22 protein-coding genes are annotated in these 24,175 nt (G+C 52.0%); 13 read left to right on the plus strand and 9 right to left on the minus strand.

The features are described 5' to 3' along the window. Nucleotides 1-11: 11 nt before the first annotated feature. From lptB to yjgA, 8 genes are all read left to right on the plus strand, one after another. Nucleotides 12-737, plus strand: coding sequence for an LPS export ABC transporter ATP-binding protein (lptB, locus tag LC073_RS07545; protein WP_226645694.1), 726 nt, complete (start codon nucleotides 12-14; stop codon nucleotides 735-737). A gap of 193 nt (nucleotides 738-930) precedes the next feature. Then, nucleotides 931-2,388, plus strand: coding sequence for an RNA polymerase factor sigma-54 (locus LC073_RS07550; protein ID WP_226645697.1), 1,458 nt, complete (start codon nucleotides 931-933; stop codon nucleotides 2,386-2,388). Between the two features lie 181 nt (nucleotides 2,389-2,569). Beyond that, the gene (hpf, locus tag LC073_RS07555; protein WP_226645699.1) at nucleotides 2,570-2,860 is read left to right on the plus strand and encodes a ribosome hibernation-promoting factor, HPF/YfiA family; all 291 of its coding nucleotides are present in this window, start codon (nucleotides 2,570-2,572) and stop codon (nucleotides 2,858-2,860) included. Nucleotides 2,861-2,863: 3 nt separating this feature from the next. Beyond that, entirely contained in the window at nucleotides 2,864-3,325 is a 462-nt protein-coding gene (gene ptsN / locus LC073_RS07560) for a PTS IIA-like nitrogen regulatory protein PtsN (protein ID WP_226645701.1), read from the plus strand. A 133-nt stretch (nucleotides 3,326-3,458) separates the two neighbouring features. After that, on the plus strand, nucleotides 3,459-4,319 hold the full coding sequence (gene rapZ / locus LC073_RS07565) for an RNase adapter RapZ (protein WP_226645703.1): 861 nt from the start codon (nucleotides 3,459-3,461) through the stop codon (nucleotides 4,317-4,319). A gap of 20 nt (nucleotides 4,320-4,339) precedes the next feature. Then, nucleotides 4,340-4,609, plus strand: a complete 270-nt coding sequence (locus tag LC073_RS07570) for an HPr family phosphocarrier protein (protein ID WP_226645705.1) — start codon at nucleotides 4,340-4,342, stop codon at nucleotides 4,607-4,609. Between the two features lie 106 nt (nucleotides 4,610-4,715). Continuing rightward, complete coding sequence (gene mgtE / locus LC073_RS07575; protein ID WP_413231438.1) at nucleotides 4,716-6,083, plus strand: magnesium transporter; 1,368 nt, start codon at nucleotides 4,716-4,718, stop codon at nucleotides 6,081-6,083. A 64-nt stretch (nucleotides 6,084-6,147) separates the two neighbouring features. Continuing rightward, nucleotides 6,148-6,657, plus strand: coding sequence for a ribosome biogenesis factor YjgA (gene yjgA / locus LC073_RS07580; RefSeq protein WP_226645708.1), 510 nt, complete (start codon nucleotides 6,148-6,150; stop codon nucleotides 6,655-6,657). A gap of 150 nt (nucleotides 6,658-6,807) precedes the next feature. Here the strand turns inward: yjgA and msrB are convergent, their stop codons facing one another. The 7 genes from msrB to LC073_RS07615 form a co-directional block, all read right to left on the minus strand. Further along, complete coding sequence (gene msrB, locus LC073_RS07585; protein ID WP_226645711.1) at nucleotides 6,808-7,341, minus strand: peptide-methionine (R)-S-oxide reductase MsrB; 534 nt, start codon at nucleotides 7,339-7,341, stop codon at nucleotides 6,808-6,810. Between the two features lie 107 nt (nucleotides 7,342-7,448). Continuing rightward, a complete protein-coding gene (locus LC073_RS07590) occupies nucleotides 7,449-11,708 on the minus strand; it encodes a YhdP family protein (protein ID WP_226645713.1) in 4,260 nt (1,419 codons plus the stop codon). A gap of 81 nt (nucleotides 11,709-11,789) precedes the next feature. Then, nucleotides 11,790-13,277: a ribonuclease G gene (rng, locus tag LC073_RS07595; RefSeq protein WP_226645715.1), complete on the minus strand. Its 1,488-nt coding sequence runs from the start codon at nucleotides 13,275-13,277 to the stop codon at nucleotides 11,790-11,792. Beyond that, nucleotides 13,274-13,885, minus strand: coding sequence for a Maf family protein (locus LC073_RS07600; RefSeq protein WP_226645717.1), 612 nt, complete (start codon nucleotides 13,883-13,885; stop codon nucleotides 13,274-13,276). Before LC073_RS07600 ends, rng begins: the two co-directional genes overlap by 4 nt. A gap of 96 nt (nucleotides 13,886-13,981) precedes the next feature. Then, nucleotides 13,982-14,461: a rod shape-determining protein MreD gene (mreD, locus tag LC073_RS07605; RefSeq protein ID WP_226645719.1), complete on the minus strand. Its 480-nt coding sequence runs from the start codon at nucleotides 14,459-14,461 to the stop codon at nucleotides 13,982-13,984. Beyond that, nucleotides 14,448-15,290, minus strand: coding sequence for a rod shape-determining protein MreC (gene mreC, locus LC073_RS07610; protein WP_226645721.1), 843 nt, complete (start codon nucleotides 15,288-15,290; stop codon nucleotides 14,448-14,450). Before mreC ends, mreD begins: the two co-directional genes overlap by 14 nt. 128 nt (nucleotides 15,291-15,418) lie before the next feature. Further along, nucleotides 15,419-16,453 carry a rod shape-determining protein gene (locus LC073_RS07615; RefSeq protein ID WP_226645722.1) on the minus strand — a complete coding sequence of 345 codons (1,035 nt, stop codon included), beginning with the start codon at nucleotides 16,451-16,453 and terminating at the stop codon, nucleotides 15,419-15,421. A 356-nt stretch (nucleotides 16,454-16,809) separates the two neighbouring features. Between LC073_RS07615 and gatC the strand changes: the two genes are divergently transcribed. The 5 genes from gatC to cysZ all read left to right on the plus strand — a co-directional run bounded on the left by gatC (nucleotide 16,810) and on the right by cysZ (nucleotide 21,310). After that, complete coding sequence (gene gatC, locus LC073_RS07620) at nucleotides 16,810-17,097, plus strand: Asp-tRNA(Asn)/Glu-tRNA(Gln) amidotransferase subunit GatC (RefSeq protein ID WP_226645724.1); 288 nt, start codon at nucleotides 16,810-16,812, stop codon at nucleotides 17,095-17,097. Nucleotides 17,098-17,168: 71 nt separating this feature from the next. Beyond that, nucleotides 17,169-18,614, plus strand: a complete 1,446-nt coding sequence (gene gatA, locus LC073_RS07625; protein ID WP_226645726.1) for an Asp-tRNA(Asn)/Glu-tRNA(Gln) amidotransferase subunit GatA — start codon at nucleotides 17,169-17,171, stop codon at nucleotides 18,612-18,614. Nucleotides 18,615-18,625: 11 nt separating this feature from the next. Next, nucleotides 18,626-20,077, plus strand: a complete 1,452-nt coding sequence (gene gatB, locus LC073_RS07630; RefSeq protein WP_319004711.1) for an Asp-tRNA(Asn)/Glu-tRNA(Gln) amidotransferase subunit GatB — start codon at nucleotides 18,626-18,628, stop codon at nucleotides 20,075-20,077. A 61-nt stretch (nucleotides 20,078-20,138) separates the two neighbouring features. Next, nucleotides 20,139-20,438: a PA4642 family protein gene (locus LC073_RS07635; RefSeq protein WP_226645728.1), complete on the plus strand. Its 300-nt coding sequence runs from the start codon at nucleotides 20,139-20,141 to the stop codon at nucleotides 20,436-20,438. Between the two features lie 32 nt (nucleotides 20,439-20,470). Then, nucleotides 20,471-21,310 carry a sulfate transporter CysZ gene (gene cysZ / locus LC073_RS07640; RefSeq protein ID WP_226645730.1) on the plus strand — a complete coding sequence of 280 codons (840 nt, stop codon included), beginning with the start codon at nucleotides 20,471-20,473 and terminating at the stop codon, nucleotides 21,308-21,310. A 122-nt stretch (nucleotides 21,311-21,432) separates the two neighbouring features. On the opposite strand, the gene LC073_RS07645 is transcribed toward cysZ, so the two are convergent. Then, the gene (locus LC073_RS07645; protein ID WP_226645732.1) at nucleotides 21,433-22,059 is read right to left on the minus strand and encodes a hypothetical protein; all 627 of its coding nucleotides are present in this window, start codon (nucleotides 22,057-22,059) and stop codon (nucleotides 21,433-21,435) included. A gap of 780 nt (nucleotides 22,060-22,839) precedes the next feature. Continuing rightward, complete coding sequence (locus LC073_RS07650) at nucleotides 22,840-23,970, minus strand: hypothetical protein (RefSeq protein ID WP_226645734.1); 1,131 nt, start codon at nucleotides 23,968-23,970, stop codon at nucleotides 22,840-22,842. Between the last annotated feature and the right edge of the window lie 205 nt (nucleotides 23,971-24,175).

Below are 24,175 nucleotides of genomic sequence, written 5' to 3' on the forward strand. Positions count from 1 at the left end.
CGGTACACAATATGCCAACGCTCAAAGCGTTACACCTCGCGAAACAGTATAAAAAAAGAAAAGTTGTCCAGGATGTCACCGTCAGTGTTTCCAGTGGGCAGGTTGTCGGCCTTCTCGGCCCCAACGGCGCTGGAAAAACCACCTGCTTCTATATGATTGCCGGATTGGTTCAGGCCGATGCAGGAAGGGTGATGATCGACAATGAAGATATTACCCGGCTGTCGATGCACGGGCGCGCACGTAAAGGCATCGGCTACCTGCCCCAAGAGGCTTCCGTATTCCGCCGCCTGAGTGTAAAAGACAATATTCTTGCCATCCTAGAAACCCGCAAAGACCTCTCGCGAGCCGAACGACAGCAACAGGCTCAATCCCTACTCGAAGAATTTAACATTACCCATATTGAACACAGTTTGGGTATGGCACTCTCCGGGGGCGAGCGCCGCAGAGTGGAAATTGCCCGCGCCCTGGCCACCAATCCCAGTTTTGTCTTGCTGGATGAGCCCTTTGCAGGGGTAGATCCCATATCGGTGAACGATATCAAAGAAATCATCCGCCACTTGCGAGATCGAGATATAGGAGTACTCATCACCGACCACAATGTGCGCGAGACTCTCGATATTTGTGAGACCGCTTACATTGTCAGCGAGGGCCACATAATCGCTGCTGGCACGCCGGAAGATGTACTTGCCAATCAGCAGGTCCGGGAAGTTTATTTAGGACATGAGTTTACCATTTAAAATAAAGCGGCAATCTCCATCCTTAATTTTCTCAATAGAAGCTCAATTTCTCACACTTCTGCTGTTGCGACCCCAGCCTTCATCTCGTAGTCGGCACGTTTATTGCTTGTAATAAATTATAGGGAGGGGTAGTCTGCGCCATCTTAGGAAAAATTGATCGAGACACGGTCTTATCGGCCAGCGGCTCTCCACTATGAAGCAGTCACTACAGCTTAAGCTCGGCACACAACTGACCATGACCCCCCAGTTGCAACAGGCGATCCGCCTTCTGCAACTGTCTACCCTCGACCTACAGCAAGAGGTTCAGGCGGCACTGGATAGCAATCCAATGCTGGAGGCGGATAGCGAGGAACAACCCTCAAACATAGAGAGTGGCCAATCTCTGACCGAGCACGAGTCAGAGCAGACGCAGGACAACACATCACAAGCGGCTGAGGAACGAGAGCTTGCGGAGGGAGACTGGGACCAGGCAATTCCCGACGAACTTCCTGTCGACTCCCGATGGGATGACATCTATACCAGTCACAGCGGGAATTCCGAGCTGGAAACCTCCGGCTATGAGCGCAATTCCACCTCTATAGATTTACAAGACCACCTGCGCTGGCAGCTGAATCTCACTCCCTTATCCGAGCAGGATAAGTGGATTGGTGAAAACCTAATTGACGGCATAAGCCCCAGTGGCCTCCTCGGGACTTCGGTAGAGGATGTTGCCTCCTCATTGGCAATAGATGAAGATGAAGTCCTTGCGGTCTTAAAGACCATCCAACAGTTCGAACCCGTCGGCTGTGGGGCTCGAGATTTAAAAGAGTGCCTGCAATTACAACTGCAACAGTTGCCGCCAACTACCCCATGGCTCGACCAAGCGCAAAGCATCATTGAAAAATACTTAGACTTACTCGGCAAAAGAGATTTTCGCCAGTTGAGTCGGCGCACTCGCCTTAACGAGGCCCAGCTCGGCGAGGCCATTCGCTTGATCCAGACGTTAAATCCCAATCCGGGAGAGAGCTTTGGTGGGCAGGAGCCGGACTATGTGATCCCGGACATCATCGTTTCCCGCAAAGCCCTGCGCTGGCAAGTGGAATTGAATGCAGAAATCACTCCCAAGATTCGAATCAATAGCCACTACGCCTCAATGGTTAAGCGCGCGGACAACTCCAGGGATAACAACTTTTTACGAGACCATCTGCAGGAAGCTCGCTGGTTTATGAAAAGCCTGCAGAGTCGCCATGAAACATTATTAAGAGTGGCCAACTGTATTGTCGAAAAGCAGCAAGGCTTTTTTGAAGAAGGGCCCGAAGCCATGCGTCCCATGGTACTGGCGGACGTGGCCGAGTCCATTGGTATGCACGAGTCCACCATCTCCCGTGTAACCACCCAAAAGTACATGCTCACACCCCGTGGGGTCTTTGAACTCAAGTATTTCTTTTCAAGCCACGTGAGCACAGACTCCGGTGAGGATGCCTCCTCAACGGCCATTCGCGCCTTGATCAAAAAGTTGATTGAAGCAGAAACGCCTCGCAAGCCACTATCCGACAATAAAATCACCCAAGAACTGGACAAGCAGGGCATTCAAGTGGCCCGTCGCACAGTAGCTAAGTATCGCGAATCAATGGGTATCCCTTCCTCAAGTGAAAGGAAGCGCCTAGTTTAATTTACTCGTACCAGTCGCGACCAAAGAGGCGAAGTAGGTCATAGTCTGGCGCCAGTTGCTACGTCTTCGCAACCGAACCCCAAACTTTGAGTGTATCCTTCCATTCTGGGCCACTTCCTAGTAGGGTTGCGACCCGAAAGGAGGCTCGCCGTATTGTGATGCACCTGGTAAGGAGAAATCCATGCAGATCAACATTAGTGGTCACCACGTCGATGTTACCTCTCCAATGCGCAACTACTGTGAGAACAAGCTGGAAAAGCTCTCAAGGCATTATGACAACATAACCAACGCGCAAGTTATCCTATCTGTAGATAAGTTGATCCAGAAAGCCGAAGCCCGAGTACATATTAATGGTCACGACCTCTGTGCGGGCTCGGAAGACAAAGATATGTACGCGGCCATCGATGCGCTTACAGACAAGTTGGACCGCCAACTGAAGAAACACAAAGAGAAGTTGCAGAACCACCGCTGAACTATGACACTGGAAGCTTTACTCTCTCCCCGCCTCAGCCTTTGCCACTTGGCGGGGAGCAGCAAAAAGAAATTGCTGCTCAACATCGCCCAGGCCATCGCCGAACAACATCCACAGCATGACTCCGACACCATATTCAACCAATTGATAGCTCGAGAGCGCCTGGGTTCGACCGGCATTGGCGAAGGTGTAGCCATCCCTCACTGCCGCCTTCCTGGCTGTAATCAACCTATAGGCGTGCTTTGCACAATCGAACCTGCCATAGATTTCGACGCTATCGATAGACAACCTGTCGACTTGCTCTTTGTCTTACTAGTCCCTGAAGATTCAGAACAACAACACCTGGATACACTGGCAGAAATTGCAGCGCTCTTTTCCAACAGCCAGGTCCGGGACAAGTTGAGAAAAGCCGAAAGTAGTGACGAGCTCTACGCCCTAGCCATAGATTCTGCCGCAGCGGCCTGATTCAGGTTTTGTACTTTTATTCTGGTAGCAACAGAGACTCTGCTGAGTCCTGTTTTTATAATTACCGACAGGAATAAAAACACCATTTTTTGGACGATTAAATGGTATAAAGAGCTAAAAAGAGGGGGTTCCCATGCGCTTGGTCATTATCAGCGGCCGCTCAGGCTCCGGTAAAAGCTCCGCACTACAATTGCTCGAAGATGTGGGCTTTAACTGTATTGATAACCTACCAATCAGCCTACTACCCGAACTGATTAAACGGGCTGAGCAACAAACCCCAAAAGGGGACACTCCCCTGGCTCTGGGGGTAGACGCACGCAACCTCTGGCAGGATATCAAGCAGGCTCCACGTGTTATTGAAGCCCTGCGCAGTACTGGCGTCCGATGTGACATTATCTACCTGGATGCCCGTGAACCCGTCCTGGTACAGCGTTTTAGTGAGACCCGCCGAAAACACCCCCTCAGCAATGACTGCACCCACTTACTCGAAGCCTTAAAACAAGAAAGGGAATTGCTGACGCCAATCTCAGTCATGGCGGATATGGTGATCGATACCAGCAACCTTAGCCTTCACGAGTTGCGAGAGCTGATTAAAAGCCGAGTGGTGGGTGAACACTCAGAGGGAATGGCGATCCTTTTTCAGTCATTCGGCTTCAAATATGGGGTACCCGTGGATGCCGACCTGATGTTCGACTTGCGCTGTCTGCCTAATCCCTATTGGGAGCCCAGCCTGAGAAAAAAAACCGGGTTGGACCCTGAAGTAGCCGAATTCTTACGCTCCCATCCAAAAACCAACAAGATGGAAGCGGATATCACAGGCTTTTTAGAGAACTGGCTGCCCTCCTTCCAAGAGAGCAACCGCAGCTATACCTGCATTTCCATTGGTTGTACCGGCGGAAGGCACCGATCGGTATATATGGTTGAGCAATTGGCTCGAACTTTCCTCCACAGATTTGGCAATATTCAAGTCCGTCACCGCGAACAACAGAGATAGTCGAAACACCCCAAGCCCCTATGCAAAAGCAGCACCTCACCATCATTAACAAACTCGGGCTACACGCTCGCGCCGCCAGTAAATTTGCCCAGACTTCTGCCCGATTTTCTTCAAATATCAAGGTGAACTGCGGGGACAGATCCGTGGACGGTAAAAGCGTGATGGCGCTCATGCTGCTTGCCGCTGGCCAGGGGACTGAGCTTGAGTTGGAAGTAGAGGGTCGTGATGAAAGCGACGCACTCGATGCCCTCTGCACCCTTGTCTCAGAGCGCTTCGGCGAAGCCGAGTAGTTTGCAAAGGCAACCAGCAGTAGATAGAGTCCGCCATGGTATATAAACGCCACAACCCTTCCGTGGCCTCTGCCCCCTAATCACCGCTGAGCAGTAAGGATTTATCGTGTCCAGCCCACCCCAAGCCGAAATCAAGTTCCGCGCGCAAAACCAGCTCAGTGAGTTGTTCGCTGCTCTCGATAGTGGTACCGGGCAGGAAGTCCGGCGCATGCTCAAAACCCTAACGCCCCAGAGCATTGCGCAACTGCTGGAAAGCTCACCCCCGCGTATCCGCCAGGTTCTGTGGAATCTGATCGACCGGGATGTCGAGGGGGAGGTTCTGCAGGAGCTGACCGACGAAGTGCGCAGCCAGATCCTCGACACCATGGATACCGAGGAGATGGTAGAGATCATGGAGGGGCTGGACGCGGACGATATCGCCGATATCCTCCAGCAACTCCCAGAGCGGGTGGTCTCGGAAGTCCTCTCTGCAATGAGCGAAACCGACCGCCTGCGGGTGGAAAGTGTTCTCGCTTACGATGAGCGTACTGCGGGCGGCCTAATGGACACCGATACTATTTCGGTGCGTCCTAATCTTAGTCTGGATGTGGTGCTGCGCTACCTGCGCCGCCATGAACAGCTGCCGGAGTCCACTGACAGTTTGTTTGTGGTCAATCGTCAGGGCCAATATATCGGGCTACTACCGCTTTCCAAGCTTCTCACCACAGACCCATCTGTCACCGTTCGCGAAGTGGTCAATACCGATGTGGAGCCTATACCCGCAGATATGCGCGATACCGAAGTGGCACGGTTATTTGAAAAGTATGACTGGATCACCGCACCGGTAGTGGATGAGGACAACCGCCTACTGGGTCGAATCACTATCGATGATGTCGTCGACGTCATCCGCGAGGGCGCTGACCACTCCCTGATGAGCATGGCGGGCCTCGATGAAGAAGAGGACACCTTTGCCCCTGTTAGACGCACTGCGCGAAGACGCGCCCTGTGGCTGGGTATCAACCTACTTACTGCCCTGTTAGCTTCCTGGGTCATCAGCCTGTTCCAGAATACGCTGGATAAGGTCGTTGCCCTGGCCGTTTTGATGCCCATTGTCGCGAGTATGGGCGGGGTGGCTGGCAGTCAAACACTCACCGTAGTGATCAGAGGTATGGCGCTGGGGCAGATTGGTAAGAGCAACCTCAGCTGGCTACTCTCGAGGGAACTCGGATCAGCAGCTCTAAACGCCCTGCTATGGTCCCTGGTTATGGGACTGATCGCCGCGCTATGGTTTGACGACATTACCATTGCAGTCATCATTGTTGCCGCAATGGTCATCAATTTGATCGTAGCAGCGATGGCAGGGGCAATTTTACCGGTTGTATTGCGGGCAATGCGAATCGATCCGGCATTGGCCGGTAGCGTCGCACTAACAACCGTTACCGATGTGGTAGGGTTCATGTCCTTCCTGGGCCTTGCCACCTGGCATTTTGGCTGAGAGGCAATACACTGCCTGCTCAAACAGAACCGGGGCAACCCGGAACTTATACACGGAAATCCAGATGTACGAATACGACGACGAAGACCTGCCCAAGAGCAAGACGCAGGTGAAAAAGGAAATGCACGAGTTGCAGGCCCTGGGCAAGCAATTGACCGAGCTATCGAAAGGCCAGCTCGCCGAAGTGCCCATTGACGAGGATATGCGCGAGGCAATCGATACTCTGGGACGAATCAAGTCTAACGAGGCGCGCCGCCGTCAAATACAATATATCGGCAAACTGATGCGCAGTGCCGACCACGAGGCCATTGAAGCCGTACTGGATAAATTCAAAGAACGGGACCAACAGCACCTACGCTTTGACAAAATGGCAGAAGACTGGCGCAGGCGTTTGCTTGAAGAAGGTAACAGTGCCCAGGGTGCCTTGTTTGATCAATATCCCCAGATAGACCACCAACAACTACGTCAACTCGTACGCGACTCCCTGCGCGAAATCAAAAATAGTAAGCCCCCCAGCAATCAACGCAAGCTGTTCCGCTACCTGCGGGATTACTTTATTCAGTCTTCACCGTAATCAAAAATCACCATTACACTACTTGGGCGGCCTAGCACCGCCCAAAAATCTTATTGGCTAATGTTAAAACCAATCTATCCATCGGTAAGCGTTGTTAGAAAAATTCCGTTCTTTTTCACCTCTGCCCAATTTGGCTATAAGTCCAGTCAGTTACTGTTCTAGTCCCGCTGCAGGCTCAAAATCCAGGGCCAGAGAATTCAGGCAATACCTCAAATTTGTCGGGGGGGGACCGTCCTTAAAAACATGTCCCAGGTGCTCACCGCACTTCGATAAAACTTCTGTACGCCTAAGGCCCCAGCTGAAATCGTCTTTTAATACGACATTTTGCGGGTAAGCTACATCCCAAAAACTCGGCCAGCCGGTACCCGATTTAAATTTGTGCTTGGAACTGAATACCGGTAAACGACAACCTGCGGTGATGTAGACCCCCTCTTTTTCGTTGTATAACAGCTCGCCGCTAAAAGCCCGCTCAGTATCCCCCTTCCAAAGAACCTTGAATCGGTCTTCAGGAAGTAACTGTTTCCACAACGACTTGGGAATCTGCTCCAGGCCTTTGCCCTCAGCGATACGCGTCTTGGCTTCCGCCAATGTCATATTTTGAATTCTCTGGTCATCGGCTTCTGAGCAGGCCGATAAAACCAGGATTAACGCCACCAGGGGCCATAGGGCCGAAGACTTCACCATATTGCAAACTCCTGTCCTCAATAGGTCACCACCTTTAAAGGTTAGAAAGCTGCGTTGATAGACTTTAAGTGCCGTACCCAGGCTTACCAGATCCAGCAAAAAGAAAACTAAGAGCCGGTTCCGTCAGCTAACGGAGTGGATGGAGTATGACTGGAATCCGCCACTCCCTGCTCCTGCCTTGCCGGTTTTCCAGATGCCTCAGAGGCCGCTCCCTGGCGCTCAGCGCCATCATCATCAAAGAGCTTTTCAAAGCGCACCTGTGGGTCGGCCCAGTCACCACTGATGCGATAACTGACGCTGGCCATTTTCTTCACCTGCTTTTTAAAGGCTTTACTGATGAGGTAAACACCCGCCGCAGCCGGAAGTCCTCCGGCCAGAGCAGCGACCAAGGCGAGGTTATTACTTACCGGCAGGGTAGCCACAAGGGTCAGATCCAAATCTTCACGCACCAAGTTAACCCGCCCCGCCATCTGCAGCTCACTAGTTGGCCCCTCAACCTGGATAGGGACTGCAATTAACAGTTGCCCGTCTCCTTCGAAAACCACTTCACCGCGCACTCGGTCGAAAGCCATACCACTTTTGTAAAGGTCGGAGAAATCCAGGCGCAGGCGGCGCGCCCAGGTGTCAAAATTAAATAGCGACAATAACCGTAAGACCGTTGAGCCAGCGGTACCGGTTGAGCGAAGGAAGCGGCCATCGCGAATATCTATTTTCAAATCTCCCGAAAACAAGCTGCCCCTGGCCATCGCCGGAGATCCATCCCAACGCAATGCCATATCAAAGGTGGCGGATTTACTCTCAATCAGCGGCTCATGCCCCATATCACGCTGAATATCAGCAAGATCATCAGCTGCCAGACGTCCGATAAATTGGGATGAGTTTTTGCCTTCGGCATCGCGCATCCACATTAACTGCGCCCCCTGGGCTTGCTCACCACCACGCCCTTGTAGCTGAAATCCGCGTACACCGCCGCGAATATCATTCAGTACCAGACGCTCTTTAGAGGGCCGCACTTCAAAGGACCAGCGCCCAAGCTCTTCCTCCCCTAAACGCAGACTTTCCGTACTGAAATCAATGGATGGCAAACTCTGGAAGTTAAAATTGGCCCAAGGGTCCGCCGGCTCTTCTGCAACAGGCAGCTCAGCAGAAGCATCCGCTGTATCAACCTGCTTTTTTTCCGGAGTGGGAAGACGCAGATGTGCCAATTTCATGCGGAGAGGCTTTTTCCCCCCGAGCGTTCCCGAGAGTCTCCCCGTCGCCATTTCACTATCGAAATCCAACTGCCACTTGGAACCTACCCCTCGGCCAGTGACGTGTATGTGTTCAATCTCCAAAGTGCCCAATTGAAGTCGATCGGTACTGAGATCGAGACCCACCGGCAAAGGACTGGATACTTTGGCCTTTGCCTGCACACTTTGGGAAGAAGCGGCTATTTCGCCCTGTCTATCAGATTTCACTTCAGGACTCTGTGACAACATCAGCTCAGATTGAGTAGAGATATCAGATCCTGCCGGTGCACCATCTCGGTATACACTCAACAGTTTTTCCCAGCGGGGCAGATCAACACTTGAGACATCGCCAAGAATATTTAGCCCTCTCTCTTCAGGCAGTTTCGCCTCGGCATTAAGTGCAATCGCTGCGCGCTCAAGAGCCCCATCCACCAACCAAAACTGACCCTGCAGGTGTTCACCGTAATTCAAATAGAACAAGCTACCCTGTTCACCAATTGGGGCGCGCAGTACAAAATTCGTTTTTCTCTCCGCAGCTTTACCAAAGGGTTCTGGAAGATTTACTGCCACACCGGCAAGATTCGAGGTCAACTCGAAAACTGCAGCGTAGGGAGCCTCTTTTGATTTTGCCGGGATTGTTACCAAAGCCCGGTAATCCAGGGCACCATCCAGCCATTTCAACTCAGGGCGCTGACTCCAGTTGTAGATAGACTCGGTAGTGGCATTCCCATCCACTACCACCTGGGTATCTCGAGAATCGCCCTCACCAAAGTGGCGAATACTCGCTTTTATGGGCCGTCCCCAGAGCTCGCCTTTCAGTTGAGTGCCCTCGAGACCAGTATTACTGTCATAGATTACATTGCCAGCCAAAGCCTCAGCATGTAAACGCAGGTTCTTTAGCTGCAAATCTCCCTGCTTAAGCTGCAAATCAACTCTTTGGCTTGGTGATAGCGCTGCGCCGCCGAGGGGCTGGGAGAGTTCCAGGTGCCCACGAATATTCCCTGACAACTGCCATTCATCAAATGCGGTGCCGAGATGTTCACGCAGAGGGGATTCCTTCAATAGACGCAATCCATCCTCAGCGGGCCCCTCTAGCTGTGCAGTCACATCCAGGCGTGACCCTTTCTCAGGCTGAGGGGTTACTTCAACTAAAACCTCATGGGCATCTACCCCCCACACACGGGCCTTATCGGCACTGACGGATACTTTGCCATCATCCAGCGATAGGCGGCCATCCACCGACTGTACCTTGGGCCATTGGTCAGCATACTTGAGGCTGGCATTGGAAAAGTCTGCGGCCAGCTGTACCGTTTGGCGCTGCGCATGGTCCCCCAAGGCACGGAGAGACTCCTCCTTGCCATCTTTTGGATAATTACTACCTCGATAAATAAACGCGGCAGTCTCAACCCGTCCAGGATTCTTGCTGCCCAAGCCGTCTTTCAGCCAATTGCGCAGGTCTTCGCTGACTGTTGTCGGAACCAGTTGTTCCTGGGTCCCCACGTTCGCATCACGTAACGACAGGGACAGGGACAAATCTGCTGCGCGACTCTGCGAGCGAAAAGGCAGGGACAACAAAAACTGCCCCCGAACATCCCCCATCTCACCATCCAACTGCAAGGGGCCTGAGAAGACATTGATTTCATTCGTATCCCTGTCCAGATTCCAAGCCAAAGTGCCGCTGGCCCGCTCAAAAGAAAATGTCTCGGCATACAAATTTGGAAAGCCCGCTTGAAGACTTGAGCCATCAAGCTCCACCCGGCCATCACCTCCGGCAAATTCCAGATAGCCACTTAATCCAGCCACCGAAGGGGCTCCTCGGTAGGCCTGAGTGGCTATATCGTGCAAATTAGCGCTTAAGCTCACGGTGCCTTCAGCGTCTTTTCGAAGCTGTACACGGCGCAGCTGGCCCTCGGGTTCCAGTGACTCTAACCAATCACCCGCAGCTCCCTGTAATACATCCAGCCGCCTGAGAATATCGCTCCATCCCGCCAGGTCGATCACATCCGCAGACAAAGCAATCCCCTGCCGATCACCACTGACTTGCAGGTTTAGCGGTGGCATTTGGAGCCCCTGCCAATCCAATTGAGTACCCTGTAAAGCCAAACGCCATTGATCACCAGGCAACCAGCGTCCGGAGATATCCCCGGAGAGCGCGCGCAGCGGAGCCAATATGTGGTCACCGCTTTCCGCCAACTCTTCAGTTTCCCGCTGGCCTTTCTCCAGTTTCGCCTGTACTTCATCCAGGTCTGCCACCTGAGCGAGCCCCACTCGCCCAACCAAGCGGTAGCCTTTATTGGCATCACTATGCAGCCATAGGCGTCCATCCGCCCACTTGCGCCCCTGCCAGTGGAATCGGTCTGGTAAGGGAGTCAGCTGGTGAAGAAGTGAAACAATATCCTCGTCCAGCAGCAGCTCGTTAAGCTGCATATAACCCCGCAGTGAAAAATCTTTTTTACTGCGCGGATTACCACGTCCCTCCAGTACCAGGCGAAGAGTCTCGGAATTACTTGTAAGCTCTTCGCCCTCACGGGCAATAAAGGCGCGGGCAGTTAAGCGATGAAAATCCCCCCGGTTTTCCAAAGAGATTTCCGGCAGGTTAATCTCAGCGATTTGCTCACCGGGCAGCCTGACGGTGATTGCCGCATCACTAATCCAAACCTTGGGACTGAGTTGGAAGAGTCGTGCCGGATCGGCTGCTTTGGGATTGGAGACAACCCTGCCGTCGGGCTTCAGGGAGATATCAGGGAAGCCATCCAGGCGCCATTCTCCCTGTTCATTTCGACTGAGGCCGGCGGCAAAGGCGTGCATCTGCAGATCTTTCCACACCAGTTCTCGGTTCCACAGGCTGGCGAGTAAGTCTAGCTGGAACAAACCATGCCCCATGCGTAACTCACCTTTCTCCCCCAGGCGCAAGCCGTCGAGCTGTAGCGACACCTGTAGTGCTTCCCAGCGCAGAGAGATTCGGTCCATTTGCACCGGCACCCCCAACTGATCGGTGAGCCAGCGGCTGATCTGCGGGCGATACTCCTCCACTTGGGGAGATAACAAACGTCCAGTTTGCACAAGGATTGCCAGGGCTATCACCAGGCTTACCGATAACAACCAGAACTTTCGCGCGAGCCAACGCAACAGGATCATTACCACCTCCACTCGCTCATAGGTCTGCCGCAGGCATCGCAACGGCCAGCACCGAAAGGCTGTGAGGAGACGATAAATGATTTATACGAGAACAATGTCGTACTGCTCCTGATTGTAGATAGGCTCTACTTGGAACTGTATGGGCCTGCGAATAAATTCCTCCAGATCGGCGACATTCGCCGACTCTTCATCCAGCAGTAGGTCGATTACCACCTGGCTGGCCAGAACCATAATCTTTTCGCTGTCGTAGGCGCGCGCCTCGCGGATAATTTCCCGGAAGATCTCGAAGCAGACAGTTTCTGCGCTCTTTAACGTCCCGCGCCCCTCGCACACCGGGCAAGGCTCACAAAGAATTTGGCCCAATGATTCCCGCGTGCGCTTGCGGGTCATCTCCACCAAACCGAGTTCGGAGACCCCGGTAATGCTGGACTTGGCGTGATCCCGCTCCAAGGCTTTTTCCAAGGTGCGCAATACCTGGCGTTGATGTTCCGGATCCTTCATGTCGATAAAGTCGATGATGATAATTCCCCCCAGATTGCGCAGGCGCAGCTGGCGGGCGATGGCCGTTGCCGCCTCCAAATTCGTCTTGAAGATAGTCTCTTCCAGATTGCGATGGCCCACAAATGCGCCGGTATTGACATCAATGGTACTCATCGCCTCGGTTTGTTCGACGATGAGATAGCCCCCTGACTTCAGCGTTACCTTATGCTGCAGGGCCCGGCGGATCTCCTCTTCAACCCCGTAAAGATCAAACAAGGGGCGCTCACCAGGGTAGTGCTCAAGTCGCCCGGCTATTTCAGGTGCATACTTACCGGCAAACTCCGCAGCACGGCCGTGTGCCTCGCGGGAGTCTATACGAATCTTCTCGGTATAAGGGCGCGCAAGATCACGCAGTGCGCGCATAAATAACGGCAGATCCTCGTAAATTACCGAGGGAACGACCCGTTCTTTGATACGCTGCTCCAATTCCCCCCAAAGTTTGTATAGGAAGGGGATATCCCGCAGTAATTCCTCCTCACTAACGCCCTCCGCCACGGTGCGCAAAATAAAGCCGCCGTCAGCTGAGAGGCCATCTTCGGCGAGACGTGATGAGGCCGCCTCCACCAACTGGCGCAGGCGTTCCCGCTCACCTTCATCCTCTATTCGGTTAGAGATCCCAATATGGCGAGTTTGCGGCATATAAACGAGATAGCGTGCAGATACCGACAAATGGGTGGTTAATCTCGCCCCTTTACTACTAATAGGGTCCTTAACCACTTGTACAACCAGGGGCTGTCCCTCACGCACAAGAGCACGAATGTCTGCCACTTCGACATCCCTGGCCTCCATGCCCTCATCATCCAGGGGCGCGATGTCTGAAGCGTGAATAAAACCGGCGCGTTCCAGGCCAATATCTACAAAGGCCGCCTGCATTCCCGGCAGCACCCGGATCACCTTGCCTTTATAGATATTGCCAACGATGCCCCGGCGCGCACTGCGTTCGAGGTACACTTCCTGTAGCACACCATTTTCTACCAATGCCACCCGGGTCTCAGTGGGCGCAACATTGATCAGTAATTCTTCACTCAAGACTCGGCCTCCTGCCAGTAGGAAATTCCGGCCTGTTCCAGCATCGGAACCAGTGCCTCCAAGGGCAGGCCAACCACATTGGTATAACTACCGCTGATAGATTCCACTAGCGCGGCCCCCATCCCCTGAATACCATACCCCCCAGCTTTATCGGCAGGCTCCCCTGTTTGCCAGTAGGCTTGAATGGTCTGGTGTGAAAAGTGGCGAAACCGCACACGGGTTTCCACCAGGCCGCTGAACTGCCTCTCTTGATTACGCAGGCAAATTGCACTCATCACAGAGTGCTCCCTACCAGACAGAGCCAACATCATGGACTCAAAGTCAGTGAAATCCCGTGGCTTCTCGAGAAGGCGATCACCACAAAGTACAACCGTATCGGCACCAAGAGCCCAGAGGTCAGACTGCTCAGACGCCGTCAATAACCCGGCTGCAGACTTATCCTGAGCCAGGCGCTGAATATATTCTTGGGGGGTCTCGGAAGCCTTTTTCTGTTCAGGTACCGAAGGGGAGCGCTGGGAAAACGCAACGCCTATCTGGGCCAGCAGTTCAGCCCGGCGCGGCGATCCCGAGGCGAGAAGAAGACGGTTTGAAGGAGTGGTATTCGTCACTGTACTACATATTCCCTGTGGGCCAGCGGCTGATTATAGCGAAATTGATCGAAAAATGATCAGTGTTTTACATTGATTTACAGACTGGGGAGACGTTCAGCGAACCTGTAACCGACTACAGAGGCGATGCAACAGCGGCGCAACCCAAGGCCATAGCAGGGCCGTGGTGAGCGCTGGCCACAGAAAGGTCAATCCAGATACGGTTTTTCCCTCCAAACCGTGCACCCAGTTACCCACTACCTGGTGGATACCCACCAACACGAAAACCCACAAGAGCTGCTGGGCTGGATTGAATGCCCTGGTACGCTGGTAGGTTAACAGACTGAAATAGGCCAGAACCGCCAGAGCAAGCGCGTGAGTACCGAGACTGGCCCCACTGATCAGGTCTTCTATGATTCCCACTAGCCAGGCAAAACCAACACCCAGAGCCTGGGGCATACGGGTAACCCAGAAAATAACCAAGAGGGCCGGAAATGCCGGACGAAACCACAGCCACTGCTGTGGTAAGGGCATAACCACAAGTAGCATCGAGAGGAAGAGCGTGAGCGCGATAAACCAGCGACTATTCGCTTGCAAGGCCCTGCCCCCCGTCCCCGATTACCGCCAGAACAAAGCGGCTGCGGCTCATACGTCCGCGCGGAAGTACTTCCGCCTCGGCAAATGGTTGGCCCGGATCTCGGGTGATCGACATAACCTCACCCACCGGATAGCCCGCGGGAAAACGTCCGCCTAGACCGGAACTGAGCAGCAGATCCCCCTCGCGGATATCGCTGGTGTTCGCAAGATGCCTGAGTTTGAGGCGATAGAGGTCACCGGTACCCTCAGCGACGGCCCGCATACTGTTACGCAGTACTTGGACGGGAATTGCATGGCTGGAATCGGTAATCAAGAGAATCCGGCTGAACGTATCCCCAGCCTCAATCACCTGCCCGAGTAGACCACTGGCATCCATCACCGGCGTACCCACATCAATACCGTGATCGCGCCCTTTATCGATCAATAGCACATGCTCAAGAGGGTCCGGCGAGACACCGATTACCTGAGCCACCAGCACCCGGTCATCAACCATTTCCGCCGAATTCATCAGCTCCTTCAAGCGCGTATTTTCCGCTTTTACTGCGGCTAACAATTGGCTGCGCTGCTCCAGCAGCAGTACCTGACGCTTGAGACGGTCATTCTCTTCAAGCAGTTCCTCACGGGAACGAAACTGCTCGCCAGCCCAATCCCCAACACGCTCCGGGGCGCCGGTAATCCAGTAGAGAGGAGCTGTAACACCGGAGAGGCGCTCCCGGGTAGACTGGAACCAGTTGGTGTAGTGATCGGCAACGATCAGAGCGATTGCCAGGGGCACTAATAACAGGAGGCGGAACTCAGGGGAGGGGCCGCGGGTAAAAAGCGGTTTCAAGGGCAGCCCCCTTTGTACAGGTCAGTGATTATTGGTCTCACAATATATCGGATGTCCCTGAAACGTGAAACTAACTGCCGACAGGGCACCGCAATTATCGCTAGGGTAGCCTGCCGGCATCAATCGACTCAGTTGGACATTAGATACAAACGGCTGCGATCCAGCATATCCAGGGCCTTGCCGCCACCGCGGGCAACACAGGTGAGGGGGTCATCGGCAACGATCACCGGAAGGCCTGACTCCTCCATCAGCAAGCGATCCAGGTCCCGCAACAGGGCGCCGCCGCCGGTCAACACCATGCCGCGCTCGGCGATATCCGAAGCCAGTTCGGGAGGAGATTGCTCCAGGGCACTTTTCACCGCCTGAACAATACCGGTCAATGGCTCCTGCAAGGCCTCAAGAATTTCATCGGAATTCAGGGTAAAACTACGGGGCACCCCTTCTGCCAGATTGCGGCCGCGCACATCGATCTCGCGAACCTCACTGCCCGCGTAGGCGCAACCAATTTCTTCTTTAATACGCTCGGCAGTAGCATCACCGATAACACTGCCGTAGTTGCGGCGCACATAGTTGACAATAGCTTCATCAAAGCGACCACCACCAATACGAACGGAGTCGGAGTAAACCACGCCGTTTAGAGAGATAATGGCAATCTCGGTAGTACCACCACCGATATCCACCACCATAGAACCGCTGGCCTCTTCCACGTTCAGGCCGGCACCAATCGCCGCCGCCATCGGCTCTTCGATCAGGGATACTTCGCGGGCGCCTGCACCCAGGGCAGATTCGCGAATCGCACGGCGGTCCACCTCGGTGGACTGACAGGGAACACATACCAGCACACGGGGACTCGGACGCATCCAGCTATTTTCATGCACTTTCTTGATAAAGTGCTGCAACATCTTTTCAGTTACCTGGAAATCGGCAATAACACCGTCCTTCAGCGGGCGAATCGCAGTGATATTGCCAGGGGTACGGCCAAGCATACGTTTGGCTTCCACTCCGACAGCCTCAACGATTTTCTGGCCATTGTAGTGACGGATTGCAACGACAGAGGGCTCGTCGAGTACTACGCCGCGATCGCGAACGTAAATCAGCGTATTGGCGGTTCCCAAGTCGATGGAGAGGTCACTGGAGAACATGCCCCGCAAACGTTTAAACATGGAATTCGATTACCTTGTACTAATTGTCAGCCCCCAGGTCGGGCACTGCGGGCGCGGCTTATTTTATGGATTCAAATCCTAGTTAGTCCGCGCAAATAATTCTGAGTTCCGAGCCGCATTTCGAATCGGAATTTACGCAATACGCCGGAGTCTCTGAGCACCCGGCAGGATTGAGCAAACTCTAACAACGGTGCCGGTTTAGGGCAAGGCTGAAGCCTCGCTAATCGTTTGCTTATTTACCCTCTTAGCCCAGCCGGTGAGAATAGCAGCCTATTGTGCTAAATTTGCCGGTCCTGCCCCGTCTATCATACGGAGCTACCCAGATTCGCAACTCAAGCCGGAGGAGCTCTATCGCCATGGCTGTGGATACGCAAACCGTAGAGAAGCTGGCGGAACTCGCCCGTATCGCCATATCCGAAGAAACTATCGAGGAAGTCAGCGACCGCCTCGGCGATATCCTACAGCTGGTAGACCAGCTGCAGGCCGTCAACACCGACGGGGTTGCCCCCATGTCGCACCCGCTTGATGAAGTGCAGACCCTGCGCTCTGATGCGATAACAGAAACTGACCAGCGCCAAAGCTTCCTGAACTTGGCCCCGCAGTCTGAAGAGGGGCTTTATCTAGTCCCCAAAGTTATCGACTGAACAGGGCCCCAGGCAACACCCAATTAATCGATTTCGCCCTGAGCCCGCCCAGAGCCTTTTAAGGGAATAACATGCACCAGCTTACTATCGCCGAGATGATCCGCGGCCTGCAGAGTAAGGCCTTCTCCAGCGTGGAGTTAACTCGCCATTTACTCGCACGCATCCAACAGCTAGACAGCAACTACAACAGCTTTATTACCGTAACTGAAGAACTCGCCCTGTCTCAGGCCGAAACCGCCGATCAGCGCCTAGCCAAAGGCGAAGCGCCCGCCCTGTGCGGTGTACCCATTGCCCATAAGGACATCATCTGTACCAACGGCATACGCACCAGTTGCGCCTCAAAGATGCTGGATAATTTTATTCCACCCTACGATGCCACCCTAGTGGAGAATCTCAATGCCGCAGGCACTGTGACCCTGGGCAAAACCAATATGGACGAGTTCGCCATGGGCTCTTCCAACGAAAGCAGTTTCTATGGCCCGGTGAGGAACCCCTGGAATACTCTTTGTGTGCCGGGTGGCTCGTCCGGTGGTTCCGCTGCAGCGGTTGCAGCGCTACTGGTGCCTGGTGCCACCGGCACTGATACCGGCGGTTCCATAAGACAACCCGCAGCTTTGACTAATACCACCGGCCTGAAACCCACTTACGGCCGTGTATCCCGCTGGGGCATCGTCGCTTACGCTTCCAGCCTGGATCAGGCCGGCCCTATTGCACGCAATGCGGAAGATGCAGCTTATTTATTATCCGCCATGGCCAGCCACGACCCGAAAGATTCCACCAGCCTGAATCGCTCACAAGAAGACTTCACCGCAGGACTGAACAACTCCGTCGCCGGTCTCAAAATCGGTGTACCAAAAGAATACTTTGGTGAGGGCCTAAATACAGAAACAGCGGCTCGCGTATTAGATGCACTCAAGGAGTTTGAAAAACTCGGGGCCGAACTGGTGGATATCAGCCTACCCCATACAGAGTTGGCTATACCGGCTTACTATGTCATAGCCCCAGCCGAAGCTTCCGCCAACCTGTCCCGCTTCGACGGGGTGCGCTATGGTCACCGCTGTGAGAACCCCAAAGATTTACGAGATTTATATATGCGCTCCCGTGGCGAGGGTTTTGGCGAAGAAGTCCAGCGCCGCATTCTGGTTGGCACTTATGCATTGTCAGCTGGCTATTACGATGCCTATTACAACAAGGCCCAGCAGGTACGCCGCCTGATCAAACAGGATTTTGTACAGGCCTTTGAAAAAGTCGATGTCATTATGGGGCCCACCACCCCTTCTCCCGCTTTCGAACTGGGCGCCAAAGGCACCGATCCGGTAGCCATGTACCTGGAAGATATCTTTACCATCGCCACCAACCTGGCGGGCTTGCCAGGCATGTCTATTCCCTGCGGATTGGTGAGCAATTTACCTGTGGGGCTACAAATTACCGGTAACTACCTGGGTGAATCTCACATGCTCAATGTTGCGCATCAATACCAACAGGTTACCGACTGGCACCAAGCCAGCGCCGTATAAGGAGATCTATAGTGGAATGGGAAATCGTTATCGGGCTGGAAATACACGTGCAGTTATCCACCCAATCCAAACTCTTTTCCGGCGCAAGCACCCGTTTCGGTGCGGCACCCAATACCCAGGCCTGCGCCGTGGACTTGGCTATGCCGGGCACCCTGCCAGTACCCAATGAAGAAGCTTTTCGCTACGCGGTAATGTTTGGCTTGGCGATGAATGCGGAAATTGGCAAGCGCTCTGTTTTTGAGCGTAAAAACTATTTTTACCCAGATCTTCCCAAAGGCTACCAGACAACCCAACTGGAACAACCTATCGTCGGTGCTGGCGAAGTTGAGATTCACCTGGAGGACGGCAGTAGCAAAAGGGTACGCCTACATCATGCCCACCTGGAGGAAGATGCCGGTAAATCCCTGCATGAAGATTTCCACGGCATGTCCGGAATCGATCTGAACCGTGCGGGCACACCGCTGATAGAAATTGTCTCAGAGCCCGATATGCGCAGCGCCGCCGAAGCAGTAGCCTACTTAAAAAAAATCCACAGTGTCGTTACTTATTTGGGCATTTCCGATGGAGACATGTCCCAGGGCTCCTTGCGCTGCGATGCCAACGTCTCTGTGCGATTAAAAGGCGAGGAAAAGCTGGGTACACGCACCGAGCTAAAAAACATCAACTCCTTCCGCTTTGTTGAGCGTGCTATCAAAGTCGAGGCCGAACGCCAAATCGATATTCTCGAAGATGGTGGCTGCATAGTGCAGGAAACCCGATTGTATGATGCAGATAAAAATGAAACCCGCTCCATGCGCAGTAAAGAAGTTGCCAATGACTATCGCTATTTCCCCTGCCCCGATCTATTGCCGGTAGTTATCACCGATAACTACATAGAGGAGCTACGCGAATTGCTGCCTGAGCTGCCCGATGCCAAAGCCGAGCGCTTCCAATCGGAGTACCGCTTATCTGCCTACGACGCCGATCAGTTGACCCAGGAGCGCACCAGTGCGGACTACTTTGAAGAGGTTTGCAAATCCTGTGAAGAGCCAAAGCTGGCCGCAAACTGGATTACCGGTGAGTTAGCCGCTCTGCTGAACCGTCAGGAAATCTCTATACAGGACTCCCCGGTTAGCGCCCAGCAGCTCGGCGGGTTAATCGTGCGTATCAAGGACAACACCATTTCCAGCAAACTCGCCAAGCAGGTGTTTGAGGCAATGGCAGACGGCGAGGGCAGCGCCGATGAGGTGATCGAGAAGCGCGGCCTTAAGCAGGTATCCGATACCGGCGCCATTGAACAGATAGTAGAGTCGGTTATCGCCGCAAGCGGCGCCCAAGTGGATAACTACCGCAAAGCCGACGAATCCAAGCGCCCCAAAATGATGGGCTATTTTGTCGGTCAAATCATGAAAGCCTCCAAGGGCCAAGCAAATCCGCAGATAATCAATAAGATTCTCAAGGAAAAGCTCGACGCTTTGCTTTAAGCCCTTTAAACACAAGGCCAGGTTCGCGTCTGGCTGTTCTCACAGAAGTAAGGAATTGATTTTGAGCCTGAAAAAAGACAAACAAAAAGTCCTCGGCGAAGTGTTTGACGAGGAGCGAATTGCCGGCTTCCTTGTGGGGGAAGCACCCGAAAATACCAACCGGGATTTTCATTTGCTCGAGCGTGCCTACCGCAGTATGAAAGCGGAAAGTTTTGCCACTTTTGTACAACTGTTTCTCGCCGAAGGTCACGACCTCAACAGTACAGATCCCGATGGAAATACCCTACTAACCCGTATCTGCGAACACCGACAGAGCAGTGAATATATAGAAATCCTAAAAGCCGCTGGCGCGAAACACTGATTAACCGCCGCGCTCCAGCGAGAGGTAACTTAATGACTTCAAATCCAGTCCACGGTATTGACGCGCTGGTGCGTGGCGCCCGTCTGTTAACTCGGCGTGAACTGCGCCCATTTATCTTTGTCCCCCTGCTGATCAACCTGGTGTTGTTTATTGTGATCAGCAGTATCATGATTACCCAGCTTGGCGGCCTCAGTGACTATATCAGCAGCCTCCTGTCACACACACCAGTAGACACCACCAATATGTCCTGGTGGGAAGCCGTCATGGCTAAAGGCGCCGCCTGGACCGCCAGCATTTTTCGCTGGCTCGCCTGGATCATTGCCATTCTGGTTTTATTTTTATTCTTCCTCGCTTATGGCTATTTATTTGGGGTAATCACCAATATTATCGCTGCCCCCTTTAATGGTCTCCTCGCAGAAAAAGTCGAAGAACTCCTTACCGGTAAGGCGCCTCCGGCAGAACCAATGATAAAGATGGTTTGGCGCACACTGGGGCGAGAATTACGCAAACTGGGTTACTTTATTTTCTGGGGGCTAATTATTTTACTGATCTCCACAGTAACCAGCTGGACCATCATTATCCCCGCCGTCCTGGCTGCAGTTTGGGGTGCTTGGTGTATGGCGATACAGTACGTTGACTACCCTCTCGATAACCACCAGCGTCCTTTTGGCGAATTAAAGAGCGTACTACGCCGACGCAAGCTAACCAGCCTCACCTTTGGCGGAACGGTGATGCTGGCTAAGATGGTACCGTTCTTAAATATCTTTGTGATGCCCGCCGCAGTAGCTGGGGGTACCGCACTCTGGGTAGAGCGATTGCGGAGAGAGGGGGATCCGGGGACAAAAACCCATACAGCAACATTACCCAATTGAGCATAAACGATTCCAGCGGAATGACTTTCACAAGACTGAAGGGAATGCCATTAAACAAAAGCCATTCCCTTGGTGCAGTTCAAAGTTGAATTCTAGAATCGATATTGCGTCACCAATTACACTTACAGGCCTAAGCAGTTTTCTGGGCGATAAAACAAGGTCGTGCGATGTAAGCCTGTTGATGCAGGCTTCATTCCTTCAAAGTGCAGCACCTTAAATCCGGCAGCTTTACCAACCTCTATGGCGGAGGCATATTTTTTGCGAGCCGAATCATCCAGAATTATGACCCCATCATTCGTTAAGCATGACAAGCTCTGTTGAAAACAGTTGATTCGATCGCGACCATCGACAATGACTACCTGAAAGTGATTTTCAAATTTATTAATTGAGCGACAATACTCACCATCATCATCGGCAGCCTGCAAGATTACTTCAGCATTCCCTGGCAATTGCTGAGTTACTATTTCAAACCACTTTGGATTATCTTCTACGCTTCTTACAAAAGCCACTCTCTTCGCATAAAATCGAGTTGAAAAACCACTTCCATATTCAAACACAGCCATTTCTTTATTCAAACGTTCTTCAAGGAAACGTATGACTGGATAATTCATCCAAGGCAGCTCATTACCTTCAGCATCACAGGGATAACCTCGCTTGAACGACTCAAGCCACCCAGTAACACGAAGATAGGAAGATTTGCGAAACACAGTCCTGCGGGCAGCAACAAATTGCCAAAAAGGATTTACCATGAGTTAAAAACACCAGCTTATATCATTATTCCATATAGTTTGCACAAGCGACGTATAAAATACAACTCTACCACGTAAAGCTTGCAAGCCATGGCAGCCTGATCCAACAATATCTACTGCGCAAGAAAGGAAAACAGACTACTTAACACCTAATTGAGCCCCTTGAGCCTACCCACACAAATAGACTTACCTGTAACTGATGAATATTTTATAAATTTACTCTACCCAAATCGTCAACATTAATCACACATCCACCAATCACCCCAGGAACCCCCTCAATATCGATGCGTCTTAAGCTAAGCTTTGAGCCTACGCACCAGCGATAGGGACTGTATTTACAAAATAGAAGTAGTCACCAGCTGAGATGTGGTATCCAACAGCGAATGGTTGAACGACTAAATTTTTGCCGAGTTGCTAAAAGCTTCTGCGCTCAACAATCTATCAGGAAGGCACATTGTCAATGGATAGCCAATTTACACATTTATATCGAAATCAAGCTTAGGTTGTTTGCATTTTCAGAGTCATAACTGAAACGCCCAGCGATAAGCCCTTTCTGCGCCACTAGGGGTGAAGATTTACCAGTTATCAATCAGCCAGACTTTCGATACAGGATTCCACGTTAAAGCCCGACGGTAATAGGCATTAAATTACTGAAACTGGTTAAGATTTTAGCGAAATGAAGTATGCCAGCCGTGCTGGCTACCCAGGGACCACGGCAAGCAACTAAAAAGTAATAAGATCATTAGCTACACAAACTCAGAAAAGAGCTTGCCAAGAGAATCAGCCCCGGACAAGCCCAAACCAGGACGTATCAACTTGCTTTATGTTGACTGCGGGAGATAAGCATTTTACTGCACCCTCCAACTCACGAAGCAATCGAGGGTTTTCAGTATTGCTTATCAGTAAACTTTGTAGACGCTCTCTCAACAAGGAATCCCTCACCTGTTGAGGGTGCCTTATACCACTAGCCAATATTTGTGGTAACCAGCCTGACAAGTCTTGCAAGGTCAAGCAATCATTCCCCTCTTTTGGATAGTTTGATAAATCATTATTAAACGCCAAGCCAGAGGAGTGCTGTAGGAAATGATCATTCAGTGGCTTATTACAGTACTCAAACAGCCTATAGAAACGCTCTGCTTCAATTTTTGAAGGGGAAAATTCAGAAACCTCCAACCTCATCATTGATTTGAGTTTTTTGATCTCCGACTCAGCAATTCCAAGCTCTATCAACTTGTTTGTTAACAAAAATTCCTTTCGGCCAACCCCCTCATTAACGCGAACAGAGGGAATATCCACACCCTTCCCAAGCAACGAACAAAAATCACTGATCACATCGCCTTTATGCAAAGACTCCATAGAAAATTCTCGAACATTCAGAGCTGTATCCCCAAATACCGAAGCCCATATTTTTAATTTTGAAAAATAGTCAAAATACACCATTAAATCATCATTGAGACGAGGAAAAGCCCCATCGCAATGACCAAACAACTGGCTAGAGGGACTAATATTGGGCGCTGCGGCCCTTGCAGCCTGTCTTTTAAATGAGAATGCTTGTAAATCTTGCCTTCGCAAATAAACAATGATCCGGCATCGATCAAAAAACCTTCGACAAATTCGGTAGAGATTATCAATATCCTCAAAAGTATGGAGAAAGCATAGGTGCTCAGCAGATATAACGACATTATCTCCGCGGCTTATTGCCAGTAAATCTCCAATACGCCAATTCAGGCGATAGGACATTCGGCCATTTTTTTTCTGGATATCTATAGTACGGGAGGAGCTGCCTTTTTTTCCAAGGGAAAGAAACTCTATCCCTCTCGAACTTAATAACTTGGTGGATTGTTTTAAAGCAAGCTGCAGTGCGCTAGAGCCAGTTTTATGGAAACCGATATGAAGGAAGAGAGTTCGCATTCGAGTCTTTTTGATTTTACATAGGTAAAAACATCCGAACGCAAGGCCAATTCAAGCAACAAAACAATCTGATAGCCTACAGAATGGAGGTCCCAACAACAGAAAAAATCTATTCAAGTGTAGTTCAAAGAAAGAGATGGGAAGAAAGAAGAGAGAAAAGGAGATAAAATTGGTACATTTGTCACGATTCTGGTTGATATAGCAG

It is taken from the genome of Microbulbifer variabilis (assembly GCF_020524905.1).
Taxonomy (GTDB): domain Bacteria; phylum Pseudomonadota; class Gammaproteobacteria; order Pseudomonadales; family Cellvibrionaceae; genus Microbulbifer; species Microbulbifer variabilis_A.

What these genes read in the sequence shown, in the direction of transcription:
- lptB (WP_226645694.1), top strand. Translation starts at nt 12, where the DNA reads ATGCCAACGCTCAAAGCGTTACACCTCGCGAAACAGTATAAAAAAAGA.
- LC073_RS07550 (WP_226645697.1), top strand. Translation starts at nt 931, where the DNA reads ATGAAGCAGTCACTACAGCTTAAGCTCGGCACACAACTGACCATGACC.
- hpf (WP_226645699.1), top strand. Translation starts at nt 2,570, where the DNA reads ATGCAGATCAACATTAGTGGTCACCACGTCGATGTTACCTCTCCAATG.
- ptsN (WP_226645701.1), top strand. Translation starts at nt 2,864, where the DNA reads ATGACACTGGAAGCTTTACTCTCTCCCCGCCTCAGCCTTTGCCACTTG.
- rapZ (WP_226645703.1), top strand. Translation starts at nt 3,459, where the DNA reads ATGCGCTTGGTCATTATCAGCGGCCGCTCAGGCTCCGGTAAAAGCTCC.
- LC073_RS07570 (WP_226645705.1), top strand. Translation starts at nt 4,340, where the DNA reads ATGCAAAAGCAGCACCTCACCATCATTAACAAACTCGGGCTACACGCT.
- yjgA (WP_226645708.1), top strand. Translation starts at nt 6,148, where the DNA reads ATGTACGAATACGACGACGAAGACCTGCCCAAGAGCAAGACGCAGGTG.
- msrB (WP_226645711.1), bottom strand. Translation starts at nt 7,341, where the DNA reads ATGGTGAAGTCTTCGGCCCTATGGCCCCTGGTGGCGTTAATCCTGGTT.
- LC073_RS07590 (WP_226645713.1), bottom strand. Translation starts at nt 11,708, where the DNA reads ATGATCCTGTTGCGTTGGCTCGCGCGAAAGTTCTGGTTGTTATCGGTA.
- LC073_RS07615 (WP_226645722.1), bottom strand. Translation starts at nt 16,453, where the DNA reads ATGTTTAAACGTTTGCGGGGCATGTTCTCCAGTGACCTCTCCATCGAC.
- gatC (WP_226645724.1), top strand. Translation starts at nt 16,810, where the DNA reads ATGGCTGTGGATACGCAAACCGTAGAGAAGCTGGCGGAACTCGCCCGT.
- gatA (WP_226645726.1), top strand. Translation starts at nt 17,169, where the DNA reads ATGCACCAGCTTACTATCGCCGAGATGATCCGCGGCCTGCAGAGTAAG.
- cysZ (WP_226645730.1), top strand. Translation starts at nt 20,471, where the DNA reads ATGACTTCAAATCCAGTCCACGGTATTGACGCGCTGGTGCGTGGCGCC.
- LC073_RS07645 (WP_226645732.1), bottom strand. Translation starts at nt 22,059, where the DNA reads ATGGTAAATCCTTTTTGGCAATTTGTTGCTGCCCGCAGGACTGTGTTT.
- LC073_RS07650 (WP_226645734.1), bottom strand. Translation starts at nt 23,970, where the DNA reads ATGCGAACTCTCTTCCTTCATATCGGTTTCCATAAAACTGGCTCTAGC.